Origin of the sequence: Aquaspirillum serpens DSM 68 (assembly GCF_000420525.1) — a bacterium.
GTDB classification, from domain to species: Bacteria; Pseudomonadota; Gammaproteobacteria; order Burkholderiales; family Aquaspirillaceae; genus Aquaspirillum; species Aquaspirillum serpens.
Genome location: NZ_ATVC01000001.1, coordinates 80,513 through 99,578 on the forward strand (window position 1 = coordinate 80,513; position 19,066 = coordinate 99,578).

The 19,066-nt window shown below is 51.5% G+C and carries 19 protein-coding genes; 13 read left to right on the forward strand and 6 right to left on the reverse strand.

The features are described from left to right. Positions 1-12: 12 nt before the first annotated feature. From G465_RS0100400 to G465_RS0100410, 3 genes are all read right to left on the reverse strand, one after another. A complete protein-coding gene (locus G465_RS0100400) occupies positions 13-801 on the reverse strand; it encodes an ABC transporter ATP-binding protein (protein ID WP_022652501.1) in 789 nt (262 codons plus the stop codon). 12 nt (positions 802-813) lie between these two features. Beyond that, on the reverse strand, positions 814-2,817 hold the full coding sequence (locus G465_RS0100405; RefSeq protein WP_022652502.1) for an AMP-dependent synthetase/ligase: 2,004 nt from the start codon (positions 2,815-2,817) through the stop codon (positions 814-816). Positions 2,818-2,986: 169 nt separating this feature from the next. Continuing rightward, the gene (locus tag G465_RS0100410; RefSeq protein WP_022652503.1) at positions 2,987-3,835 is read right to left on the reverse strand and encodes a 3-hydroxybutyryl-CoA dehydrogenase; all 849 of its coding nucleotides are present in this window, start codon (positions 3,833-3,835) and stop codon (positions 2,987-2,989) included. A gap of 199 nt (positions 3,836-4,034) precedes the next feature. Here G465_RS0100410 and G465_RS15975 point away from each other — a divergent pair, with 199 nt between their 5' ends. The 4 genes from G465_RS15975 (at position 4,035) to G465_RS0100430 (ending at position 7,000) form a co-directional block, all read left to right on the forward strand. Further along, entirely contained in the window at positions 4,035-4,283 is a 249-nt protein-coding gene (locus G465_RS15975) for a MerR family transcriptional regulator (RefSeq protein ID WP_169512048.1), read from the forward strand. Then, entirely contained in the window at positions 4,273-4,506 is a 234-nt protein-coding gene (locus tag G465_RS15980; protein ID WP_027405043.1) for a MerR family transcriptional regulator, read from the forward strand. Before G465_RS15975 ends, G465_RS15980 begins: the two co-directional genes overlap by 11 nt. Positions 4,507-4,621: 115 nt before the next feature. Then, complete coding sequence (locus G465_RS0100425) at positions 4,622-5,809, forward strand: acetyl-CoA C-acetyltransferase (protein ID WP_022652504.1); 1,188 nt, start codon at positions 4,622-4,624, stop codon at positions 5,807-5,809. Between the two features lie 54 nt (positions 5,810-5,863). Next, positions 5,864-7,000 (forward strand): acyl-CoA dehydrogenase family protein, encoded by a 1,137-nt coding sequence (locus tag G465_RS0100430; protein WP_022652505.1) that lies wholly within the window; start codon positions 5,864-5,866, stop codon positions 6,998-7,000. Here the strand turns inward: G465_RS0100430 and G465_RS15995 are convergent. Further along, complete coding sequence (locus G465_RS15995) at positions 6,997-7,350, reverse strand: FCD domain-containing protein (RefSeq protein WP_211213644.1); 354 nt, start codon at positions 7,348-7,350, stop codon at positions 6,997-6,999. The genes G465_RS0100430 and G465_RS15995 overlap by 4 nt on opposite strands. Further along, the gene (locus G465_RS16000; RefSeq protein WP_211213645.1) at positions 7,265-7,753 is read right to left on the reverse strand and encodes a GntR family transcriptional regulator; all 489 of its coding nucleotides are present in this window, start codon (positions 7,751-7,753) and stop codon (positions 7,265-7,267) included. The genes G465_RS15995 and G465_RS16000 overlap by 86 nt, the downstream gene beginning before the upstream one ends. A gap of 386 nt (positions 7,754-8,139) precedes the next feature. Between G465_RS16000 and G465_RS12890 the strand changes: the two genes are divergently transcribed. From G465_RS12890 to G465_RS14865, 8 genes are all read left to right on the forward strand, one after another. Then, positions 8,140-9,672, forward strand: a complete 1,533-nt coding sequence (locus G465_RS12890; RefSeq protein ID WP_211213646.1) for an L-lactate permease — start codon at positions 8,140-8,142, stop codon at positions 9,670-9,672. Next, positions 9,644-9,847 (forward strand): L-lactate permease, encoded by a 204-nt coding sequence (locus G465_RS16295; RefSeq protein WP_211213647.1) that lies wholly within the window; start codon positions 9,644-9,646, stop codon positions 9,845-9,847. Before G465_RS12890 ends, G465_RS16295 begins: the two co-directional genes overlap by 29 nt. Before the next feature lie 80 nt (positions 9,848-9,927). Next, complete coding sequence (locus G465_RS12895; protein ID WP_022652507.1) at positions 9,928-10,683, forward strand: (Fe-S)-binding protein; 756 nt, start codon at positions 9,928-9,930, stop codon at positions 10,681-10,683. After that, on the forward strand, positions 10,680-12,128 hold the full coding sequence (locus G465_RS0100450) for a LutB/LldF family L-lactate oxidation iron-sulfur protein (protein ID WP_022652508.1): 1,449 nt from the start codon (positions 10,680-10,682) through the stop codon (positions 12,126-12,128). Before G465_RS12895 ends, G465_RS0100450 begins: the two co-directional genes overlap by 4 nt. Beyond that, positions 12,125-12,799, forward strand: coding sequence for a LutC/YkgG family protein (locus tag G465_RS0100455; protein WP_022652509.1), 675 nt, complete (start codon positions 12,125-12,127; stop codon positions 12,797-12,799). Before G465_RS0100450 ends, G465_RS0100455 begins: the two co-directional genes overlap by 4 nt. Before the next feature lie 10 nt (positions 12,800-12,809). Then, positions 12,810-15,641, forward strand: a complete 2,832-nt coding sequence (locus G465_RS0100460) for an FAD-binding and (Fe-S)-binding domain-containing protein (protein WP_022652510.1) — start codon at positions 12,810-12,812, stop codon at positions 15,639-15,641. 152 nt (positions 15,642-15,793) lie between these two features. Next, a complete protein-coding gene (locus G465_RS15700) occupies positions 15,794-15,973 on the forward strand; it encodes a hypothetical protein (protein WP_155846468.1) in 180 nt (59 codons plus the stop codon). A gap of 57 nt (positions 15,974-16,030) precedes the next feature. Further along, complete coding sequence (locus tag G465_RS14865; protein WP_022652512.1) at positions 16,031-16,534, forward strand: hypothetical protein; 504 nt, start codon at positions 16,031-16,033, stop codon at positions 16,532-16,534. Between the two features lie 183 nt (positions 16,535-16,717). Here the strand turns inward: G465_RS14865 and G465_RS0100475 are convergent, their stop codons facing one another. Next, positions 16,718-18,661: a PhoX family protein gene (locus G465_RS0100475; RefSeq protein WP_022652513.1), complete on the reverse strand. Its 1,944-nt coding sequence runs from the start codon at positions 18,659-18,661 to the stop codon at positions 16,718-16,720. Positions 18,662-18,878: 217 nt separating this feature from the next. Between G465_RS0100475 and G465_RS15250 the strand changes: the two genes are divergently transcribed. Beyond that, a partial coding sequence (locus G465_RS15250; RefSeq protein ID WP_022652515.1) for a helix-turn-helix domain-containing protein occupies positions 18,879-19,066 on the forward strand: 188 nt, incomplete at its 3' end.

Below are 19,066 nucleotides of genomic sequence, written 5' to 3' on the forward strand. Positions count from 1 at the left end.
CTGTACCGACAATCAGTGCGATGTGCCGAGATAGGCGGCAATCACAGCAGGGTTTTGGCGGACTTCTTCTGGGATGCCATCACCAATTTTCTTGCCGTAATCCAACACCACCACGCGGTCAGAAATATCCATCACCACGCCCATATCGTGCTCAATCAACACAATCGTGGTCCCAAATTCGTCGTTCACATCGAGAATAAACCGGCACATATCCTGTTTTTCCTCGACGTTCATCCCCGCCATAGGCTCATCGAGCAATAACAGAGTCGGTTCTGCCGCTAAAGCGCGACCAAGTTCAACCCGTTTTTGCAAACCATACGGCAAGCGTCCAACTGGGGTTTTACGAACGTGCTGGATTTCCAGAAAGTCGATAATTTCTTCGACCACTTTGCGATTTTTGATTTCTTCGCGTTGTGTGCGGCCCCAATACCATGCTTGTTGCAGGAAATTGGTGTGCATTTTCAAGTTGCGGCCGGTCATGATGTTGTCGAGCACACTCATGCCCTTAAACAACGCGATGTTTTGGAAGGTCCGCGCAATACCCTGCTTTGCCGCCAGATGAGGTTCCATCTTGTCGCGGGTGCGGCCTTTGTAGGTCACTTTGCCTTCTTGAGGGTGATAGACACCATTGATAACGTTCAACATCGACGATTTACCCGCCCCGTTTGGGCCGATAATCGACAACACTTCATGTTCACGTACTTCTAAACTGATGTTGGTCAGCGCCTTGACCCCACCAAAAGACATCGAGATGTTTTCTGCTTTGAGGATCACATCACCGATCTTGCGATTTGGATTCATCTCGCCTCTCCCTTAAGCTGCAGATTGCGCAATGCGCGGATAGCGTTTTGCTTCAGCAATCTTGAGGTCTGCACGCACCATGCCGACTCGACCATCTTCAAACTTCACCTGAGTTTCAATCAGGCAATGGTTGACGTCTGCATACAGCGCATCAATCAAGACACCATATTTATCCGCAATAAAACGCCGCCGCACTTTACGGGTCCGGGTCAGTTCGCCATCATCCGCATCCAACTCTTTATGCAAGATCAAGAAGCGTTTGATTTGCGAATTCCCCAAGCGAGGGTCTGCTGCCAAGTCGGCATTCACTTTTTCGACACATTCACGAATCAGCTCATACACCGCATCTTGTCCGGCTAAGTCGGTATAACCGGTGTAAGCCAAGCCGCGTTTTTCTGCCCAACTGCCCACCGCCGACAGGTCGATGTTGATAAAGGCACAAGCGTTTTCGCGTTTGTCACCAAACGCCACCACTTCTTTGATGTAGGGGAAGAATTTGAGTTTGTTCTCGATGTATTTCGGTGCAAACATCGAGCCATCGATAAATTTACCCACGTCTTTGGCGCGGTCGATGATTTTCAGATGACCATCATCATCAAAGAACCCTGCATCACCGGTGAGCACCCAACCATCTGGGGTCATGGTTTCTGCAGTTGCATCAGGACGATTCCAATAGCTGTGGAATACCCCTGGGCCTTTGAAAATCACTTCGCCGTTGTCATCAATCTTGACTTCAACGCCTGGCACCGGTGTCCCCACGGTATCGGGTTTCACTTGACCGTTTGGCTGGACACACACCATCACATAGGCTTCGGTCGAACCGTAGAGCTGTTTGATATTAATGTTTAAAGCACGATAGAAGTCGAACAGTTCTGGGCCAATCGCTTCACCGGCGGTGTAAGCCAATTTAATCCGCGAAAAACCCAACACATTTTTAATCGGGCCATAAACCAAGAAATTACCCAGTTGATAGCCCAACCAGTCCATAAAGGGCACCGGCTGTTTATCCACGATTTTCACGCCGACTTTTTTCGCGTGATCCATGAAATAGTTGAACATCCAGCGTTTGATTGGGCTGGCATCTTCCATGCGAATCGTGACTTGGGTGAGCAAGTTTTCATACACACGCGGCGGGGCAAAGTAGTAAGTTGGCCCAATCTCGCGCATATCGGTCATCACAGTTTCAGACGACTCAGGGCAAGAGACGCAGAAACCGGCCACCATCGACTGCGCATAAGAGAACAAGTTATCGCCCACCCATGCCATCGGCAGATAAGCCAATACTTCTTCTTGATCGGTCAGGCCTTCCATCTGATCGGTCAGGCCTTCCATCTGCACGCTATTGCGAGCGGTGATAATCATACTGTTGTAGGTATGAGCCACCCCTTTAGGGTTACCGGTGGTACCCGAGGTGTAGAGCATGATGGCGAGGTCTTCGCCTTTGCCACCATCAACTTGGCCTTGAAAAAACTCAGGATGTTCGTCGTGATAAATCCGACCCGAGCCCAAGACTTCGGCGGCAGCATGCAAGAAAGGCTGGTTGTAATGACGCATCCCGCGCGGGTCGTCATATACCACGTGCTCAAGATTTGGCAGGCGATCGTGGATTTCTAACAGCTTATCGACCTGTTCTTGGTCTTCCACTACCGCCAATTTCACCCCAGCATCTTGCAACACAAAGACCATTTCTTCCGCTACCGAATCTTGATACATCGGCAATGGAATTGCACCCAAACACTGCGCAGCAGCAATCGTCCAATATAGACGGGGGCGGTTATCTCCAATAATTGCCACTCGATCACCGCGAGCCAAACCTAGGGCAGCAAAGCCGCAAGCTAATGCTTGCACCTCGGCAGCAATTTCGCGCCAAGTCCATGTTTGCCAAATCCCTAGGTCTTTCTCTCGCATGGCGGGACGATCACCGCGCACGCGGGCGTGTTCTTGCAACAGCTTGGGAAAGGTATCTGTGCTTTGCCGTGCTTGGGCTGCTGCACCGATGTTTTCCGGTTTCGCCATCGTTGTTGTCTCCATCCTCATTTGTCCTGTGATACCGATTTTTCGGCTACCGTCTCTTGCGGCTTTTTCTGACGTTGACGTTAACGTCAACTTGTTTTGACACAGTAAATCCGATTTATGCGCTCATGACAACTTATTTTTATGCTGCACCGCAAAAAATAGTCGGCTCTCACTGATCATAACGATAAAAACCTTGGCCCGATTTACGGCCCAAATGCCCTGCAGCCACTTTCTGTACCAACAATGGGCAAGCACGATATTTACTGTCACGGAATTCGTGATACAACACATCCATAATTGCCAAGCAGGTATCCAAACCAATCAAATCCGCCAACGCCAATGGGCCAATCGGATGGTTCATGCCGAGCTTCATCACGGTATCAATTGCCTCGGGGGTGGCAATACCCTCATACAAGCAAAACACCGCCTCGTTAATCATCGGCATCAACACCCGATTGGAAACAAAGCCAGGGGCATCGTTAACCGATACTGGCGTTTTGCCCAATCGTTCCGCCAACGCTACGGTGGCAGCGTGAGTAGCGTCATCAGTTTGTAAAGCACGAATAATTTCAACCAGTTGCATCACCGGCACCGGATTCATAAAGTGCATACCGATGGCGCGTTGCGGCTGGCTAACTTGTGCCGCCAAGACGGTGAGCGAAATGGAAGACGTATTCGAGGCAATAATCGCCTCGGGCCGTACCAAAGCCGATAGCTGACGCAAAATATCAATCTTGATTTCCAGCCGTTCGGTCGCGGCTTCAATCGCAATATCCACCGCCGCCAAATCAGCCATCTCATTGCTAAAGACAATCCGACTTAACACGGCATCTGGATCGCTCAATTGCCCTTTTTTCACCAACCGTGCCAAGCTGTTGGCAATCGTCGCTTGCGCTTTTTCTAATGCCTTACTGCTCACATCGGTCAACACCACCGATAACCCCGCCATGGCACAGACTTGGGCAATCCCATTCCCCATCTGTCCGGCGCCGACCACACCGACACTTTGAATTTCCATCGCGTTAGCCCTTTTCAGTAAATTGTTTGACAAACCACAACTACGTTACTATCACGTTTACGTTAACGTCAACATGCAGCAGCAAATCTGCCGATGTAAACAATGGTCTTACCACACGATGTTTTTTGTCATTTCCTGCAATTTTCTCCCTCACTCTCAGGGTGATGAGTAAAATTAGCGACTTTTGCGACCTGCTATCATGATTCACGGTAAAGAAAAGACTTTCACCATCAGCGAGCTGGCGCGCGAGTTTGATGTCACCACCCGAACCATCCGCCACTATGAAGAACAAGGCCTGTTGGCACCAGAACGGCGCGGACAACATCGGATTTATTCTCCGCGCGACCGCATCCGCCTTTTGCTGACGCTACGCGGCAAACGGATTGGCCTTACATTACAAGAGATCCGTGAACTGTTTAATCTCTATGATGCCACCAATGATCTATGATGCCACCAATGATGAAGAGCCCCAGCTGCTTGAATTCATGCGCATTTTGTCGCAACGTGAACGGTTGTTATTGCAACAAATCGAAGACATCAAACTGGTGACCAAAGAGATTCGCAACCTTAAAGCACAATGTGAACGCCTGTTGGAAAAACGCTGTGGTGGCCCCGGTTCATCCAGTGAAGACAGCGAACCAGAACCCGATTTAGGGCTTGACGAGGTCTAAACTGCGTTTTACCGTTGCGGAAACACAACAGACCGACAGCAGCGGTCTTTTTTTCAGTGACAACTTTACGTTAACGTAAACGAGAACATACCTCACGCAAAGATAAGGAAATATCATGAGCCAAGCAGATCCAATTGTGATTGTGAGTGCCGTACGCACGCCAATGGGCGGTTTTCAGGGCGATTTCAACAGCCTCACCGCCAGCCAACTCGGTGCCACCGCCATTGCCGCCGCCGTCGAACGTGCCGGCATCAGCGGTGAAGATGTCCAAGAAGCAGTGATGGGATGTGTCTTGCCGGCTGGACAAGGCCAAGCTCCAGCACGGCAAGCAGTGTTGGGTGCCAAGCTGCCATTGTCGGTCAACTGCACCACCATCAACAAAATGTGCGGCTCGGGCATGAAAGCGATTATGTTTGCCCATGACATGTTGCTGGCCGGTAGCAATCAAGTGATGGTCGCAGGCGGCATGGAGAGCATGAGCCAAGCACCCTATTTGTTGCCGAAGGCGCGTGGCGGTTTCCGTCTCGGGCATGGCGATATCAAAGACCACATGTTCTTGGATGGCCTAGAAGATGCCTACGACAAAGGCAAACTGATGGGTTGGTTTGCTGAAATTTGCGCAGAAAAATACGGCTTTAGCCGTGAAGCACAGGATGAATTTGCTGTCCGTTCATTACAACGGGCGCAACATGCGATTCAAAGCGGCTTATTCAAAGCAGAAATTGCCCCAGTAACCGTTGCCGGTCGCAAAGGGGATGTGTTGATCGAAAACGATGAACAACCACTCAAAGCCAATCTGGAAAAAATCCCGACCTTAAAGCCGGCCTTCAAAAAAGACGGCACTGTTACCCCCGCCAACTCCAGCTCAATCTCTGACGGCGCAGCCGCCGTGGTGATGATGAAACTGAGCGAAGCAGAAAAACACGGTCTGAAACCGATTGCCAAAATTGTCGGTCATAGCACCCACGCCCACGAACCAGCATGGTTCAGCACCGCGCCGGTCGATGCGATGCGTAAATTGCTCAATCAAATCGGCTGGACTACCGACGATGTCGATTTGTACGAAATCAACGAAGCGTTTGCGGTGGTCACAATGGCAGCGATGCACGACTTGGCTTTGCCAGCAGACAAAGTGAATGTGCGTGGCGGCGCATGTGCCCTCGGTCATCCCATCGGAGCCTCCGGCGCCCGCATTGTGGTGACGTTATTGGCGGCCTTGCAGCAAACCGGCGGCAAACGTGGCATGGCCAGCTTGTGCATCGGCGGCGGTGAAGCCACTGCTCTGGCAGTCGAATTACTGTAATTCATGTTCCCACTGCCACCGCAGTGGGACTTACGTTTTCAACAGGAGGCAGACATGCTGCTGTCGAGTGAACATCGGATGTTGCAAGACACCTTGCGCGATTTTGCCGAACAAGAACTCAAACCTCATGCCGCACAATGGGCACAAAACCACACTTTCCCTGCCGAGGCTTTGCGTAAATTAGGCGAGTTGGGGTTATTCGGTATTACGGTACCGACAGAATGGGGCGGGGCTGGTTTGGACACCCTCGCCGCCGCAGTGGCACTTGAAGAAATTGCCGCTGGAGATGGCTCAGTTTCCACCATTATTTCTGTTACCAACTCGGTCGGATGTGGCCCGATTGAACGCTTTGGTAATGAATGGCAAAAAGAGCAATTCTTAAAACGCATGGCAAGTGGAGAATGGCTCGGCGCATTTTGTTTGACTGAGCCGCATGTGGGTTCGGATGCCGGTGCTATTCGTACCCGCGCCGTACGCGAAGGCGATGAATATGTCTTGAACGGTGCCAAACAGTTTATTACTTCGGGCAAAAACGCCGATGTTGCGATTGTAATTGCCGTTACTGACCCCACCGCCGGTAAAAAAGGCATCTCCGCCTTTATCGTCCCGACATCGACCCCCGGCTATATCGTGGCCAAAGTCGAAGAAAAGATGGGGCAAGCCGCCAGCGATACCTGCGCCATCATGTTCGACAATTGCCGTATTCCAGCCAGCCATCGACTGGGGCAAGAAGGCGAGGGCTATAAAATTGCGCTGGCTAACTTAGAGTCGGGGCGGATTGGCATTGCAGCACAAGCCTTAGGCATGGCACGCGCAGCGTTGGAATGTGCGGTAGCGTATGCCAAAGAGCGCGAAAGCTTCGGCCAAGTGATTTTTGATCACCAAGCCGTCGGTTTCCGCCTCGCCGATGCCGCCACCCAACTAGAAGCCGCCCGCCAATTGGTATGGCATGCCGCTAGTTTGAAAGATGCCGGTTTGCCGTGTTTGAAAGAGGCGTCGATGGCCAAGCTATTTGCCTCGGAAATGGCAGAACGGGTGTGCTCTGCTGCGCTCCAAACCCTCGGCGGCTATGGCTATCTGAGTGATTATCCGATCGAACGTATTGCACGCGATGTACGGGTCACCCAGATTTATGAAGGCACCAGCGATATCCAAAAATTGGTGATTGCTCGTGCCTTGGCCCAAGGCTAGGTTTGCTGCATCCGTTGTGTCCGCGCCATACGGCGGGCCTCTTGCTCCATTTCCATCAAAATGGTCTGCACATAGCGCAGGTGGGTATGACTCTCGGCCTGCGCTGTTTCCGGTTTGCCATCAATAATGGCGCGGAAAATCGCCGTGTGTTGCGCCATAATCCGTTCGCGAGTGTCTCCGCGTAAATACAAGCCACCGATATTGGTAATCACATTGCGCTGTAACAAGTCAAACAGCCCCTTGGTGGTATGAAATAACACCACGTTATGGCTGGCTTCGGCGATGGTCAGATGAAATTGTGCATCTGCCGTTCGTTCCTTCTCGTGCCAAATCTTGGCTGTGATAAGCATCTTCTAATTCTTCAAACCGCTCGATCAATAGTGCCTTATCGACCTGATTTGCCCGTAGCGCGGCATAGTAGGCACTGGCCCCTTCAATCGCCAAACGATATTCCAACAAATCACTGTGCACATCGGGATGTCGTTCTAATAGGGCCAACAAGGGATCGGAAAAAGCATGACCGATGGTGTTTGCCACATACGTCCCACCGCCTTGCCGACTGAGTAACAAACCGCGTGCCACCAACTTTTGAATTGCCTCGCGCAACGAGGGCCGCGATACACCAAAGCGAGTGGCTAATTCACGTTCTGGCGGCAATTTTTCGCCCGCCTTAAACCGCCCCGCCAAAATCATATTTTCTAGTTCTGTCATCACCTCGTCAGATAAGCGACGTGGTGTACGCATGGTTGTCATGCCCAGCTCCAAATTGGTCAGACCAAAAATAAGCCATCCAAGTGGCAAGGCGGTCTGACATACAGGTTATGAAAATCGCAGTGGATTCTAGCCAAAATTTAGCGAAATATCATAGCTAATCTACACAATTCCGGCAGTAAAACCAAACCGATTTTTTTCAAATAAAAACAAAAGACTAACTCAACATCAAACCGCTTACCCTAACGTAAACAGCCGCAATGCTTCACTGCAACATGGATAAACATTGACAGCCAGCAAATGTTTCATATTCAATGCCACAGGCTGTTTTGTAAATTGGTCATACCAAAAAAACAGTCTATCCCTCTCGGCAGAGACCCTGCCTACATTTTGATAAAAAGACACACTCCGAGGAGGAGAAACCCAAAATGAGCCTAGGACTACAAGCCCTATTGGCATTTTCGCCGATCTTACTGGCGGCGATTTTGTTGATCGGCCTGCATTGGCCTGCAAAACGCGCCATGCCTGCCGTGTTCATTCTCACCGCCGCCATTGCACTGTTTGGTTGGGAGATGTCGTTTAACCGCGTATTGGCTTCGACACTGCAAGGCGCAGTGATTACGCTGTCGGTGTTGTGGATTATTTTTGGCGCAATTTTGCTACTCAATACCCTGAAACATTCAGGGGGGATTGCCGCCATTCGCCATGGATTCACTCACATTAGCCCCGACCGCCGCATTCAGGCAGTGATTATCGCGTGGTTGTTTGGTTGCTTTATTGAGGGTGCTTCTGGTTTTGGTACACCAGCCGCCATCGCCGCGCCCTTGTTAGTGGCAATGGGTTTTCCGGCATTGGCTGCTGTGATGCTGGGTATGATGGTGCAATCGACTCCGGTGTCGTTTGGTGCCGTCGGAACCCCCATTATCATCGGTTTGAACAAAGGCTTAGACAGCGCCAGCATCACCGAACGCTTAGTCGCCAATGGCTCCGATTGGTCACATTATTTACAACTGATCACCAGCGAAGTGGCAATTTTGCATGCCCTGACCGGTTTCATCATGCCAGTGTTAATGGTGATGATGATGACCCGCTACTTCGGTAAAAACCGCTCTTGGAAAGAAGGTTTGGAAGCAGTGCCGTTTGCTTTATTTGCTGGCTTGGCTTTTACCATTCCTTATGCTTTAACAGGCTTATTGTTAGGACCAGAATTTCCTTCTTTACTCGGTGCCTTAATTGGTTTAGCTATTGTAGTACCAGCCGCTAAAGTTGGTTTTTTGGTACCAAAGACAAGCTGGGATTTCGCGCCAGCCAAAGAATGGCCTAGCGAATGGATGGGTTCGATTGAAATTAAATTGGATGGTCTGAACGAACGTGCACCATTGGCCATCTGGAAAGCGTGGTTGCCATATATCTTGGTCGCTGGCTTATTGGTGTTATCGCGTGTCAGCCCAGACTTAAAAGCCTTTTTGACTGGCTTAGCTTGGAAAACCGGCGATATCTTGGGTGAAAAAGGCATTACCGAAAGCATTGCCCCGCTGTATCTGCCCGGGGGGATCTTGGTTTTTGTGGTATTGCTGACGTTCTTTATCCACAACATGCGTGTCTCGGAACTGAAAGCCGCCATCGGTGAATCAAGCAAAGTCTTGTTTGGTGCGGGTTTTGTGCTGATGTTTACCGTCCCAATGGTGCGGATTTTGATCAACTCTGGCGTCAATGGTGCAGAGTTAGACAGTATGCCAATTGCCATGGCCAGTTTTGTCGCACAAACCTTTGGTGATGTGTACCCATTCTTTACCGCCACCGTCGGCGCGATGGGGGCGTTTATTGCCGGCTCCAACACCGTAAGCAATATGATGTTGGCGCAGTATCAGTTTGGCGTTGCTGAATCACTCGGTAGAATCACTCGGTATCACCAGCGCGCTGATTGTAGCGATGCAAGCTGTCGGTGCTGCTGCCGGTAATATGGTGGCCATTCACAATGTCGTAGCGGCCTCGGCAACGGTTGGGCTGTTGGGCCGTGAAGGGGTTACCCTGCGCCGTACCTTAGTGCCAACGCTTTACTATCTGACAGTAGTGGGTATTTTGGGCACGATTGCCATTTATGGCTTAGGTGTTACCGATCCTTTATTGAAATAATCACACCGGCTACCGCTTCTCAGCGGTAGCCCATCGCCGAGACAGTGTGGCACGTACCGCACCGCCACGAGGAGAAAGAAATGACCTCCCCCCCAAAAACAGTTTACCTATTTGGCACCTGCATCGTAGATATCTTCTTCCCCACCGCCGGCATCAGCGCGATCAAGCTATTAGAACGAGAAGGCATTGAGGTACGTTATCCGCAGGCGCAGTCCTGTTGTGGACAGCCGGCGTATTCCTCGGGTTATCTCACCGAGGCGCGGTCGGTTGCAATGGCGCAGATGATGGCGTTTTCTGGGGATGAGCCGATTGTGGTGTTGTCGGGATCGTGTGCGGGGATGATGAAACACCACTACCCGAGCCTATTCGATGGCTTACCACAACAAACCCAAGCACGGGCTTTTGCTGCCCGTATCTATGAATTGACCGAGTTTCTCACCAAGGTTTTAGACATCAAGCTGTGCGATCTTGGCCAGCCGGTGGAGATTGCTTTGCATACCTCTTGTGCGGCGCGGCGCGAAATGGGCGTGCGCGACACTTCATTAGCCCTACTCAATCAACTGGACAAGGTGGTGTTGAAACAACACGACCACGAGGCGGAGTGTTGTGGGTTTGGTGGCACGTTCTCGGTGCGCCATCCGCATATTTCGGCGGCGATGGTGGAGGATAAGACCAGCGCGTTGAAAGCCTGTGGTGTGCAACAGGTGGTGAGTGCGGATTGTGCGTGTTTGTTGAATATCAATGGGGCGTTGGAGAAGCAGGGGGCGGCGTTGCGGGGACAGCATATTGCCGATTTCCTGTGGCAACGTACCCAACACGTGGAGGCCAAACAATGAGCCACAGTCATCCTTTGCATGATTTCCGTGCCGCCAGCAGCCACGCGGCGCAAGATCCGACCCAACGACACAATACCCGCGCCGCGATGGATTTTTTGATGCAGCGGCGGGCGGCGCAGTTTCCTGATGCAGATGAGTTAAGTCGGTTGCGCGATTTGGGGCAACGGATTCGGCAACGGGCGTTGTCACGGTTGCCGTTGTTGTTGGAGCAGTTAGAGGCGCGGTGTGTGGCGAATGGGATACAGGTGCATTGGGCGGATACACCGGCGGAGGCGTGTGAGATTGTTGCTGGGTTGATGCGGCAGGCGAATAGCCAAGAGATCATCAAAGGCAAGTCGATGGTGAGTGAGGAAATTGAGCTCAATCACTTTCTTGAGGCGCAGGGGATGACGGCGTTGGAGAGTGATATGGGGGAGTTTATTGTGCAACTGGCACATGAGAAGCCCTCGCACATCATCATGCCGGCGATTCATAAGACCAAGGTTGATATTGCCCATTTGTTTCACGATGAACTGCCCCGCACACCGTATACCGAGGATGTAGACGAGCTGATTCAAATTGGCCGCCATGCCCTGCGACAGCGTTTTTTTACCGCCAAAGTCGGGTTGTCTGGTGTCAATGTCGCGGTGGCAGAAACAGGCACCTTGGTATTGGTGGAAAATGAAGGCAATGGCCGCCTCACCACCAGCGCACCTGAGATGCACATTGCCATCACCGGCATTGAGAAGGTGGTCGAGAAGCTAGAGGACGTGCCGCCGATTTTGAGCTTGTTGACACGCTCGGCAACCGGCCAGCCGATTACCACCTACGTCAATATGATTTCTAGTCCGCGCAAGGCGGGGGAGAAGGACGGGCCACAGCAGGTGCATTTGGTGTTGTTGGATAATGGTCGCAGCCAAGCGTATGCCGATTTACAGTTGCGTGAGACGTTGCAATGTATTCGCTGTGGCGCGTGTATGAACCATTGTCCGGTCTATACCCGCATCGGGGGTCATGCTTATGGGACGACCTACCCCGGGCCGATTGGCAAAATTATCTCGCCACATCTGTTAGGGCTAGATGACACCAAAGACTTACCGAGTGCTTCGACCCTATGTGGTGCCTGTAGCGAAGTCTGTCCTGTGCGGATTCCCATTCCAGAGCTGTTATTACGTCTACGCCAAGAATCAGTTACCCCGGAAAACGAACCTAATCACCCTCACACAGTACGCGGACAAGGTGCGAAATACCGCGCCACCGAAAAATGGCTGTGGCGCAGTTGGGCGCGGATTTATAGCCAGCCGGTGTTGTACCGTGCCAGCCGTTTTGCCGCCACCCGTTTACGCGGTCTGCTACCACACGATGTCGGTGCATGGACAATCGCCCGTGCAAAACCACAACCCGCAGCAAAATCATTACACGAGTTGGTTGCGGAATATCAAGCCACACAGGGGAATCAGCCATGACCGCGAAAACCCGTATTTTATCTCGTCTGCGTGCCGCGCCTTCTCAACAAAAAGCTGCGCCGAGTGCAGAGGATTACGCCGTCGCACAACAACCGTGGCGCTTTGACAGCACCGAACGCACCAGCCGATTTAAAGACCTTTTGACTGCCGTACAAACCGAGATTCATGACTGTACTAGCGAGACTTGGCCGCAAACACTGGCAGAACTGGCGGCACAAAAAGGGTGGCGGAATCTGTTGTTGCCGGAAAACTCGCCGCTCAACAACGCGATTGAACAGACATGGCAAAACAGTGTCAGCGCCCTACCGCCGCTGCAACACTACGATCAAGCCATTGAAGCATGGCGTGAGGCCCTATTTTTTGATACCGATGCAGCCATCACCGGCTGTCATGCCGCCATTGCTGCTACGGGCTCGATTGTTTTATGGCCCAGCCCCAGCGAACCACGCTTAATGAGCTTAGTCCCACCGACCCATATTGTGGTGGTGAAACAGAGTCAGTTGGCGGATAACCTGCTTGATCTAATGCAACAACAGCAATGGCAACAGGGAATGCCCACCAATCTCGTGTTGGTATCTGGCCCCTCTAAAACATCAGACATTCAGCGCGTCACGGCCTATGGTGCACATGGCCCCAAAGCCCTGATTGTGTTGTTCCTCACTGATTGCTAAGGCTGTTGCCATGACCCAACAAGCTCCCGACCATTTAGATCGTCGTTACCAACGCTTTTACCAGCTGTTATGCGAATTTCTGCCCAGTGAGCGCTTAATCACCCATCCCTTATTGACCTATGCCTATGGCACAGATGCCAGCTTTTATCGCCTCACCCCAAAAATCGTGGTGCGCGTTGAAAGTGAACAGGAAGTGGTCAAGCTATTACAACACGCACGCCGTGAAGGGATCCCAGTGACCTTCCGTGCAGCAGGGACATCGCTATCTGGTCAGGCCATCAGCGACTCGGTGTTAATCCTTTTGGGCGATCAATGGCGGGGGCACGATATTCTCGATGATGGACAACGGATTCGTCTGCAACCGGGGGTGATTGGGCAATGGGCTAACGATTGGTTAAAACCCTATCAACGTAAAATCGGCCCTGATCCTGCGTCGATCAATGCCGCCAAAATTGGGGGGATTGTTGCTAATAACTCCAGCGGTATGTGCTGCGGCACGGCACAAAACACCTATCACACCCTCGATTCGATGCGGTTGGTGTTGGTGGATGGGACGGTGTTGGACACGGCAGACCCGCAATCGGTGGCGGCGTTTCGGGTCAGTCATGGCGCGTTGTTGCAGCAGTTAAGCCAGTTAGCCGACCACGCCAAGCATCACCCAACGCTGGCCGATAAAATTCGCCATAAGTACCGCCTGAAGAATACCACCGGCTATGCCCTCAATAGTTTGATTGATTTTGAGGATCCGATTGATATTTTGATGCACCTGATGGTGGGCTCGGAAGGCACACTGGGCTTTATTTCAGAAGTGGTCTATCGCACAGTCGAAGACCCTCCCTATAAAGCCTCGGCATTGGTGGTATTTGCTCATGCAAAAACCTGCTGCCAAGCGGTCGCCGCGCTGAAAAGTGCACCGGTCAGTGCAGTGGAATTGATTGATGGTCGTGGCATCGCCTCAGTTCGCAATAAACCCGGGTTACCCGCCTTTATCCAAAATCTTGATTTGCAAGCCTGTGCACTGTTAATCGAGAGCCGAGCTAATAGCAGTGAACAATTGCAACAGCAGCTGGCCCAGATTCACGACACCTTACAACCCTTCCCAATGATAGAGCGCACCCCTTTCACCACAGTTGAAGCGGAATATGCCGCTTATTGGGCGGTGCGTAAGGGCTTATTCCCAGCGGTCGGGGCGGTGCGTGAAACCGGCACCACAGTGATTATTGAAGATGTGGCGTTTCCTGTCCCTGATTTGGCGGCAGGGGTTGAGAAACTACAAGCCCTGTTTGAACAATTTGGCTATCACGAAGCGCTAATTTTCGGCCATGCGCTTGAAGGCAATCTGCATTTTGTCTTTACACAACGCTTTGACGATGCCAGCGAAGTGGCGCGTTACGATGCGTTTATGGATGCAGTGGCCCAGTTGGTGGCGGTGGAATATGGCGGATCGTTAAAAGCCGAACACGGCACTGGCCGCAATATGGCGCCCTACATTGAATTAGAGTGGGGCAGCGAGGGTTATGCCTTGATGGTGGCAATCAAACGCGCCTTTGATCCGTATGGCGTGCTGAATCCCGATGTGATGATTAGCAGTGATGCTGCTATCCATTTAAAAAACCTCAAAGCACTGCCGGCTGCCCACGAGATTGTGGACAAGTGTATCGAATGTGGTTTTTGTGAACCGGCTTGTCCTGCACGTGAACTGACCCTAAGCCCACGACAACGGATCACAGTTTGGCGCGAAATGCAGGCCCTACGCGCCAGTGGTGAACAACCCGAGCGGTTGGCACTGTTAGAGCGTGACTATCCGTATATGGGTATCGACACCTGTGCCGCCACGGGTTTATGTCAACAAAACTGTCCAGTTGGCATCAACACCGGTGATTTCATTCGTGCCCTGCGTGCTGAAGATGCCCCCGCCCAACACGAACAAGCGCGTTATTTGGCAGAGCATTTTTCTGGTGTCACTCAGGCTGCGCGCACCGGTTTAAAAGTGGCTCATGTGGCTAAAGTGGTGTTAGGGGATCGCCTGTTACAGCAGCTCAGCAAACAAGCGCGCCAATTTGTCCCTGCCCTCCCACAGTGGAACAGCGCCTTACCCACTGCCGCAGCGCGGCCACCACGACCGCAACATCATGCAGCACGCAAAGTGGTGTATTTCGCCAGTTGTGCCAGCCGCACCCTCGGCCCAGCCAGCAACGACAGCGACTCGCGCTCATTGATGCAAGTGACGGTGGCCGTGTTAGAACGGGCCGGTTATGAAGTGATCTTCCCTGCGGCGCTGGATGAACAATGCTGCGGACAACCTTTTGAATCCAAGGGCCATTTCTCGTTAGCAGAACAAAAACGGCAGCAAGTGTTTGATGCCCTAGCACACGCCAGCCAACACGGCCAATATCCTATTTATGTGGACACCAGCCCCTGTGCCTTGCGTTTATTAAGCGCCAGCGACCGCCAGCAGCTACACATTTTCGATTCGATTCCCTTCCTCACCGAGCATGTGCTACCGCATTTAACGGTGAAACCAGTTAATGAATCGATTGCCGTGCATCTCACCTGCTCGAGTCGCAAAATGGGTGTGGATCAGCATTTGCTACGCTTGGTCAAAGCCTGCGCCCAACGGGTCACTGTGCCTGAGTTTATCGGGTGTTGTGGTTTTGCTGGTGACAAAGGCTTTAGCACGCCGGAACTCAATGACCACGCCTTACGCGATCTATCACACCAAGTCAGTCATTGTGATAGCGGTGTTTCCAGCAGCCGTACCTGTGAAATCGGCCTGTCTTCACATAGCGGCTTGCACTATCGACATGCGGTGTATCTACTCGACCGCGCTAGCCAGTCATAATGCCAGCGGCGGAGTGTTTGCTCCGCCAGCTGTTACCACACCTAACAGAGAATTTAGCGATCATTCTAAAGTACATGCAGCAGTTTTTGGTCGATGGGTATAATATGCAGATGATCAATACAATGGTCGTACCCATTATTGGAGGTTACTCAATGATCACACTGACACGAGCCGGCACCTCGGAAAAATCCAAATTGATTGCACCTAATTTCGATAGTGTGCTCGCTGATCGGGCCAAGACAGCGAAACAAAACACAGCTGAACTGAAAATTACTAAGGCCATGTCCAAAGAAGAACGCCGGCAAGCCTTGCGAGTCGCACTCGGCCGCTAAATTTATGATGTCGCTTTATTTGTTAGAATCCCGCCCACTTTAAAGGCGGGATTTTTTATGTTCGAAACAATTCAATGTCACAAAGACTTTTTTAGTGGCTCACGTGATAGCCAGTTTCATGTTGATATACCCAAGTTAACTGCTGACGAATACGCTCGCCTAGAAGCGTTTATAGACCTTGTACTAGATGCAGAAGAGTTACCAGGTCGAAATAAACCATCCCATACCGATGAAAATGGTAAGCCGATTTACTCAGCAATTCTCTATTCCCAAACAAACGCTTGGCATTACCATTCAGGACCTTATAGTCGAATCCACGGCACCGTTAAGACACCGCCTCATCTGCCTGAAAATCTGAAGGGAGCAAGCTCCGCAGAAATTGTCCACTACATCAAAGACGAATCAAATAAAACGATTATTTTGATCGGCTATTCTAGAGAACACATTCCATTTCCAAAATCGGACAGTCGCAGCAATCCCCTACGCACTCGCTTGGGAAATTGGGTCAAGAAAGTTGTTCCTTTAGAAAACTCATCGGATGGAGAAGAAGCACTGCCTTGAATATACGGAACAAAATGGATTGGCCGTTACGGCCTGACTGGTGAAATCGGCCTGTCTTCACATAGCGGCTTGCACTATCGACATGCAGTGTATCTACTCGACCGCGCTAGCCAGTCATAATGCCAGCGGCGGAGTGTTTGCTCCGCCGCCGCTTTGCTAGATCAATGCCAAATTTGCTCTGGCTTAAACTTCGCCAATCACCCCACCATCCTCACGACGAATCACCACCGTTGCTGCACGAGGGCGCCCGCCTTGAGCACCGTCAGGCCAACTTGAAATGGCTTTGGGTGCAGCCGGATCGCTACGCTCACTCGCTGGCTCCCCCGGATGTTGGATGTTGACAAACATGGTTTTCAAGTCAGGGGTAAAGGCCAAACCAGTTACTTCGCAACCATTAGGCCCCGTTAAGAAACGCCGTGTTTCGCCGGTCTCAGGAATGGTAGCCAGCATTTGGTTATTGCCCATGCCGGTATAGTCTTTCTGGTTTAAGGTGCTGGTGGAGACATCGGTTTGAATCCACAAAATCCCATTCCGACTGAACACCAAACCATCAGGGCTGCCATATATATCGCCTTTGATATTGCCCTTTTTGTCGCCGTCGCGCTCGGGATTGCCGGCAAGGGCATAGATGTCCCACTTAAATTGGGTAGCAGTGGAGTCGTTGCTGGCTTCGTGCCAACGAATGATATGACCAAAGACATTCTTCGCTCGAGGGTTGGCCGCATCAGTCGCTGGTTTGCCATCGGTACCGCGTTCGCTGTTATTGGTCAGCGTACAGTACACCTCACCTGCTTTATGTGGATGAACGGCAATCCATTCTGGGCGGTCCATCTTGGTTGCACCAACACGGTCGGCAGCCAAACGGGTTTTAATCACCACCTCGCCTTGATCAGCAAAGCCATTGGCAGCAGTCAGGCCATTTTTACCGTGAGTCAGTTCTAACCATTGCCCCGAACCATCGGCATCAAAACGCGCCACATATAAGGTGCCATGCTCTAACAAATCGCGATTCGCCTTACGGTCATAACGATTGAACTTGTCGCGGCTGACAAATTTGTAGATGTATTCAAAGCGTTGATCGTCGCCCATATACACCACCGCACGCCCGTCTTGTGCAATCGTTACCGTCGCGCCCTCGTGTTTAATCCGCCCTAATGCAGTGCGTTTAATTGGCTTCGCCTTAGGATCAAAGGGATCAATCTCCACCACCCAACCAAAACGATGCGGTTCATTTGGATTGATTTGGCGATCAAAACGGAAATCCACTTCGGCCCAGCGATAGCCGGCATCGGTCGCTTTAATCCCGTAGCGTTTATCGTCCTCGCTCAGTTGCCCATTATTGGCAAAATAATCGCTCCAGTTTTCCTCACAGGTAAGGTAAGTCCCCCACGGTGTCGGCCCACTGGCACAGTTATTAAAGGTACCGAGCACTTCAACACCGCGTGGATCTGCTGCAGTTCTCATCAAAGCATGACCACGCGCAGGCCCACCGATCTGGATCGGGGTCAGGGCATGAACACGGCGAGCAAATTGCGAAGGCCGTACCACTTGCCAACCTTTTTGTCCCCCCAAGTCTTGCACTTCAATAATCGACACCCCAACAGCATGTTGTGCCTTACGCACTTTTTCTGCATTCCACATCTTCATGCCATCGCTGTGCAATAGGCCATCATCGGTGTATTCGTGGTTGATTGCTAACAAACCTTGTTTGGAATGAGCCGAACCAAAGGGCAGAGGAAAATACGCCATACCATCATGGTGCATCCCAGCTTGGACGGCTTGTTCTTCGGCACTATTGCTGGCATCGGCTTTGAAAGCCGGCATTTTGCCTTTGATACCAATTGGATCACCCCACGCATACAACACCTCGGCACGGTAGCCTTTTGGTACCACAACAGTATCGCTGGTGGATAAGGGGACAGATTCGAAGCCAAGCGAAACAGGGGCAGGTGTAGCGGCTTGGGCAATGGCACTGAAGCTAGAAGACAACAGCCCTGCCGCAGACAAGGCTGCGCCGCCTTTTAATAACTGGCGGCGGCCGAGTTGGGTTTCTAATACATCGCTGAAAATCGGATTGGTACTGGTGTTGAGAACGCTATCGTCGGTTTTAAGCAGGGGCTTACCCATGGCTCGCTCCGTTAGGCAAAAAGTTGGAAAAGTGCGCCTAAGTTACGAGAAGCGTGTGAAAAAACGATGACAGAGGAGGTTATCCCCTGCGCCGTAAAACCTCGCCATTCATGGCGGGGATATCAGGCGCAAACGGCAAAGCCGTTTTAGGGTTTAGTGTTGCGGTTGTAAAGTAAAAACAAATCAATGTTTGCTTTGCTGTTTGTATAATGAGCGCATGAAACGACTTCAAGCCTTCAAATTTCAACTGACACCCAACGGCCAGCAAACACGGCAAATGTCGCGCTTTGCGGGTTCGTGTCGGTTCGTCTTTAATAAGGCGTTGGCGTTGCAAAAGGAATGGTATCAGTCTGACCCGACAAGCAAGTTTTCTTACGTCAAATTAGCCAATCTGTTGCCCAGTTG

What these genes read in the sequence shown, in the direction of transcription:
- G465_RS0100400 (WP_022652501.1), bottom strand. Translation starts at nt 801, where the DNA reads ATGAATCCAAATCGCAAGATCGGTGATGTGATCCTCAAAGCAGAAAAC.
- G465_RS0100405 (WP_022652502.1), bottom strand. Translation starts at nt 2,817, where the DNA reads ATGGCGAAACCGGAAAACATCGGTGCAGCAGCCCAAGCACGGCAAAGC.
- G465_RS0100410 (WP_022652503.1), bottom strand. Translation starts at nt 3,835, where the DNA reads ATGGAAATTCAAAGTGTCGGTGTGGTCGGCGCCGGACAGATGGGGAAT.
- G465_RS15975 (WP_169512048.1), top strand. Translation starts at nt 4,035, where the DNA reads ATGATTCACGGTAAAGAAAAGACTTTCACCATCAGCGAGCTGGCGCGC.
- G465_RS15980 (WP_027405043.1), top strand. Translation starts at nt 4,273, where the DNA reads ATGATCTATGATGCCACCAATGATGAAGAGCCCCAGCTGCTTGAATTC.
- G465_RS0100425 (WP_022652504.1), top strand. Translation starts at nt 4,622, where the DNA reads ATGAGCCAAGCAGATCCAATTGTGATTGTGAGTGCCGTACGCACGCCA.
- G465_RS0100430 (WP_022652505.1), top strand. Translation starts at nt 5,864, where the DNA reads ATGCTGCTGTCGAGTGAACATCGGATGTTGCAAGACACCTTGCGCGAT.
- G465_RS15995 (WP_211213644.1), bottom strand. Translation starts at nt 7,350, where the DNA reads ATGCTTATCACAGCCAAGATTTGGCACGAGAAGGAACGAACGGCAGAT.
- G465_RS16000 (WP_211213645.1), bottom strand. Translation starts at nt 7,753, where the DNA reads ATGACAACCATGCGTACACCACGTCGCTTATCTGACGAGGTGATGACA.
- G465_RS12890 (WP_211213646.1), top strand. Translation starts at nt 8,140, where the DNA reads ATGAGCCTAGGACTACAAGCCCTATTGGCATTTTCGCCGATCTTACTG.
- G465_RS16295 (WP_211213647.1), top strand. Translation starts at nt 9,644, where the DNA reads ATGCAAGCTGTCGGTGCTGCTGCCGGTAATATGGTGGCCATTCACAAT.
- G465_RS12895 (WP_022652507.1), top strand. Translation starts at nt 9,928, where the DNA reads ATGACCTCCCCCCCAAAAACAGTTTACCTATTTGGCACCTGCATCGTA.
- G465_RS0100450 (WP_022652508.1), top strand. Translation starts at nt 10,680, where the DNA reads ATGAGCCACAGTCATCCTTTGCATGATTTCCGTGCCGCCAGCAGCCAC.
- G465_RS0100455 (WP_022652509.1), top strand. Translation starts at nt 12,125, where the DNA reads ATGACCGCGAAAACCCGTATTTTATCTCGTCTGCGTGCCGCGCCTTCT.
- G465_RS0100460 (WP_022652510.1), top strand. Translation starts at nt 12,810, where the DNA reads ATGACCCAACAAGCTCCCGACCATTTAGATCGTCGTTACCAACGCTTT.
- G465_RS15700 (WP_155846468.1), top strand. Translation starts at nt 15,794, where the DNA reads ATGATCACACTGACACGAGCCGGCACCTCGGAAAAATCCAAATTGATT.
- G465_RS14865 (WP_022652512.1), top strand. Translation starts at nt 16,031, where the DNA reads ATGTTCGAAACAATTCAATGTCACAAAGACTTTTTTAGTGGCTCACGT.
- G465_RS0100475 (WP_022652513.1), bottom strand. Translation starts at nt 18,661, where the DNA reads ATGGGTAAGCCCCTGCTTAAAACCGACGATAGCGTTCTCAACACCAGT.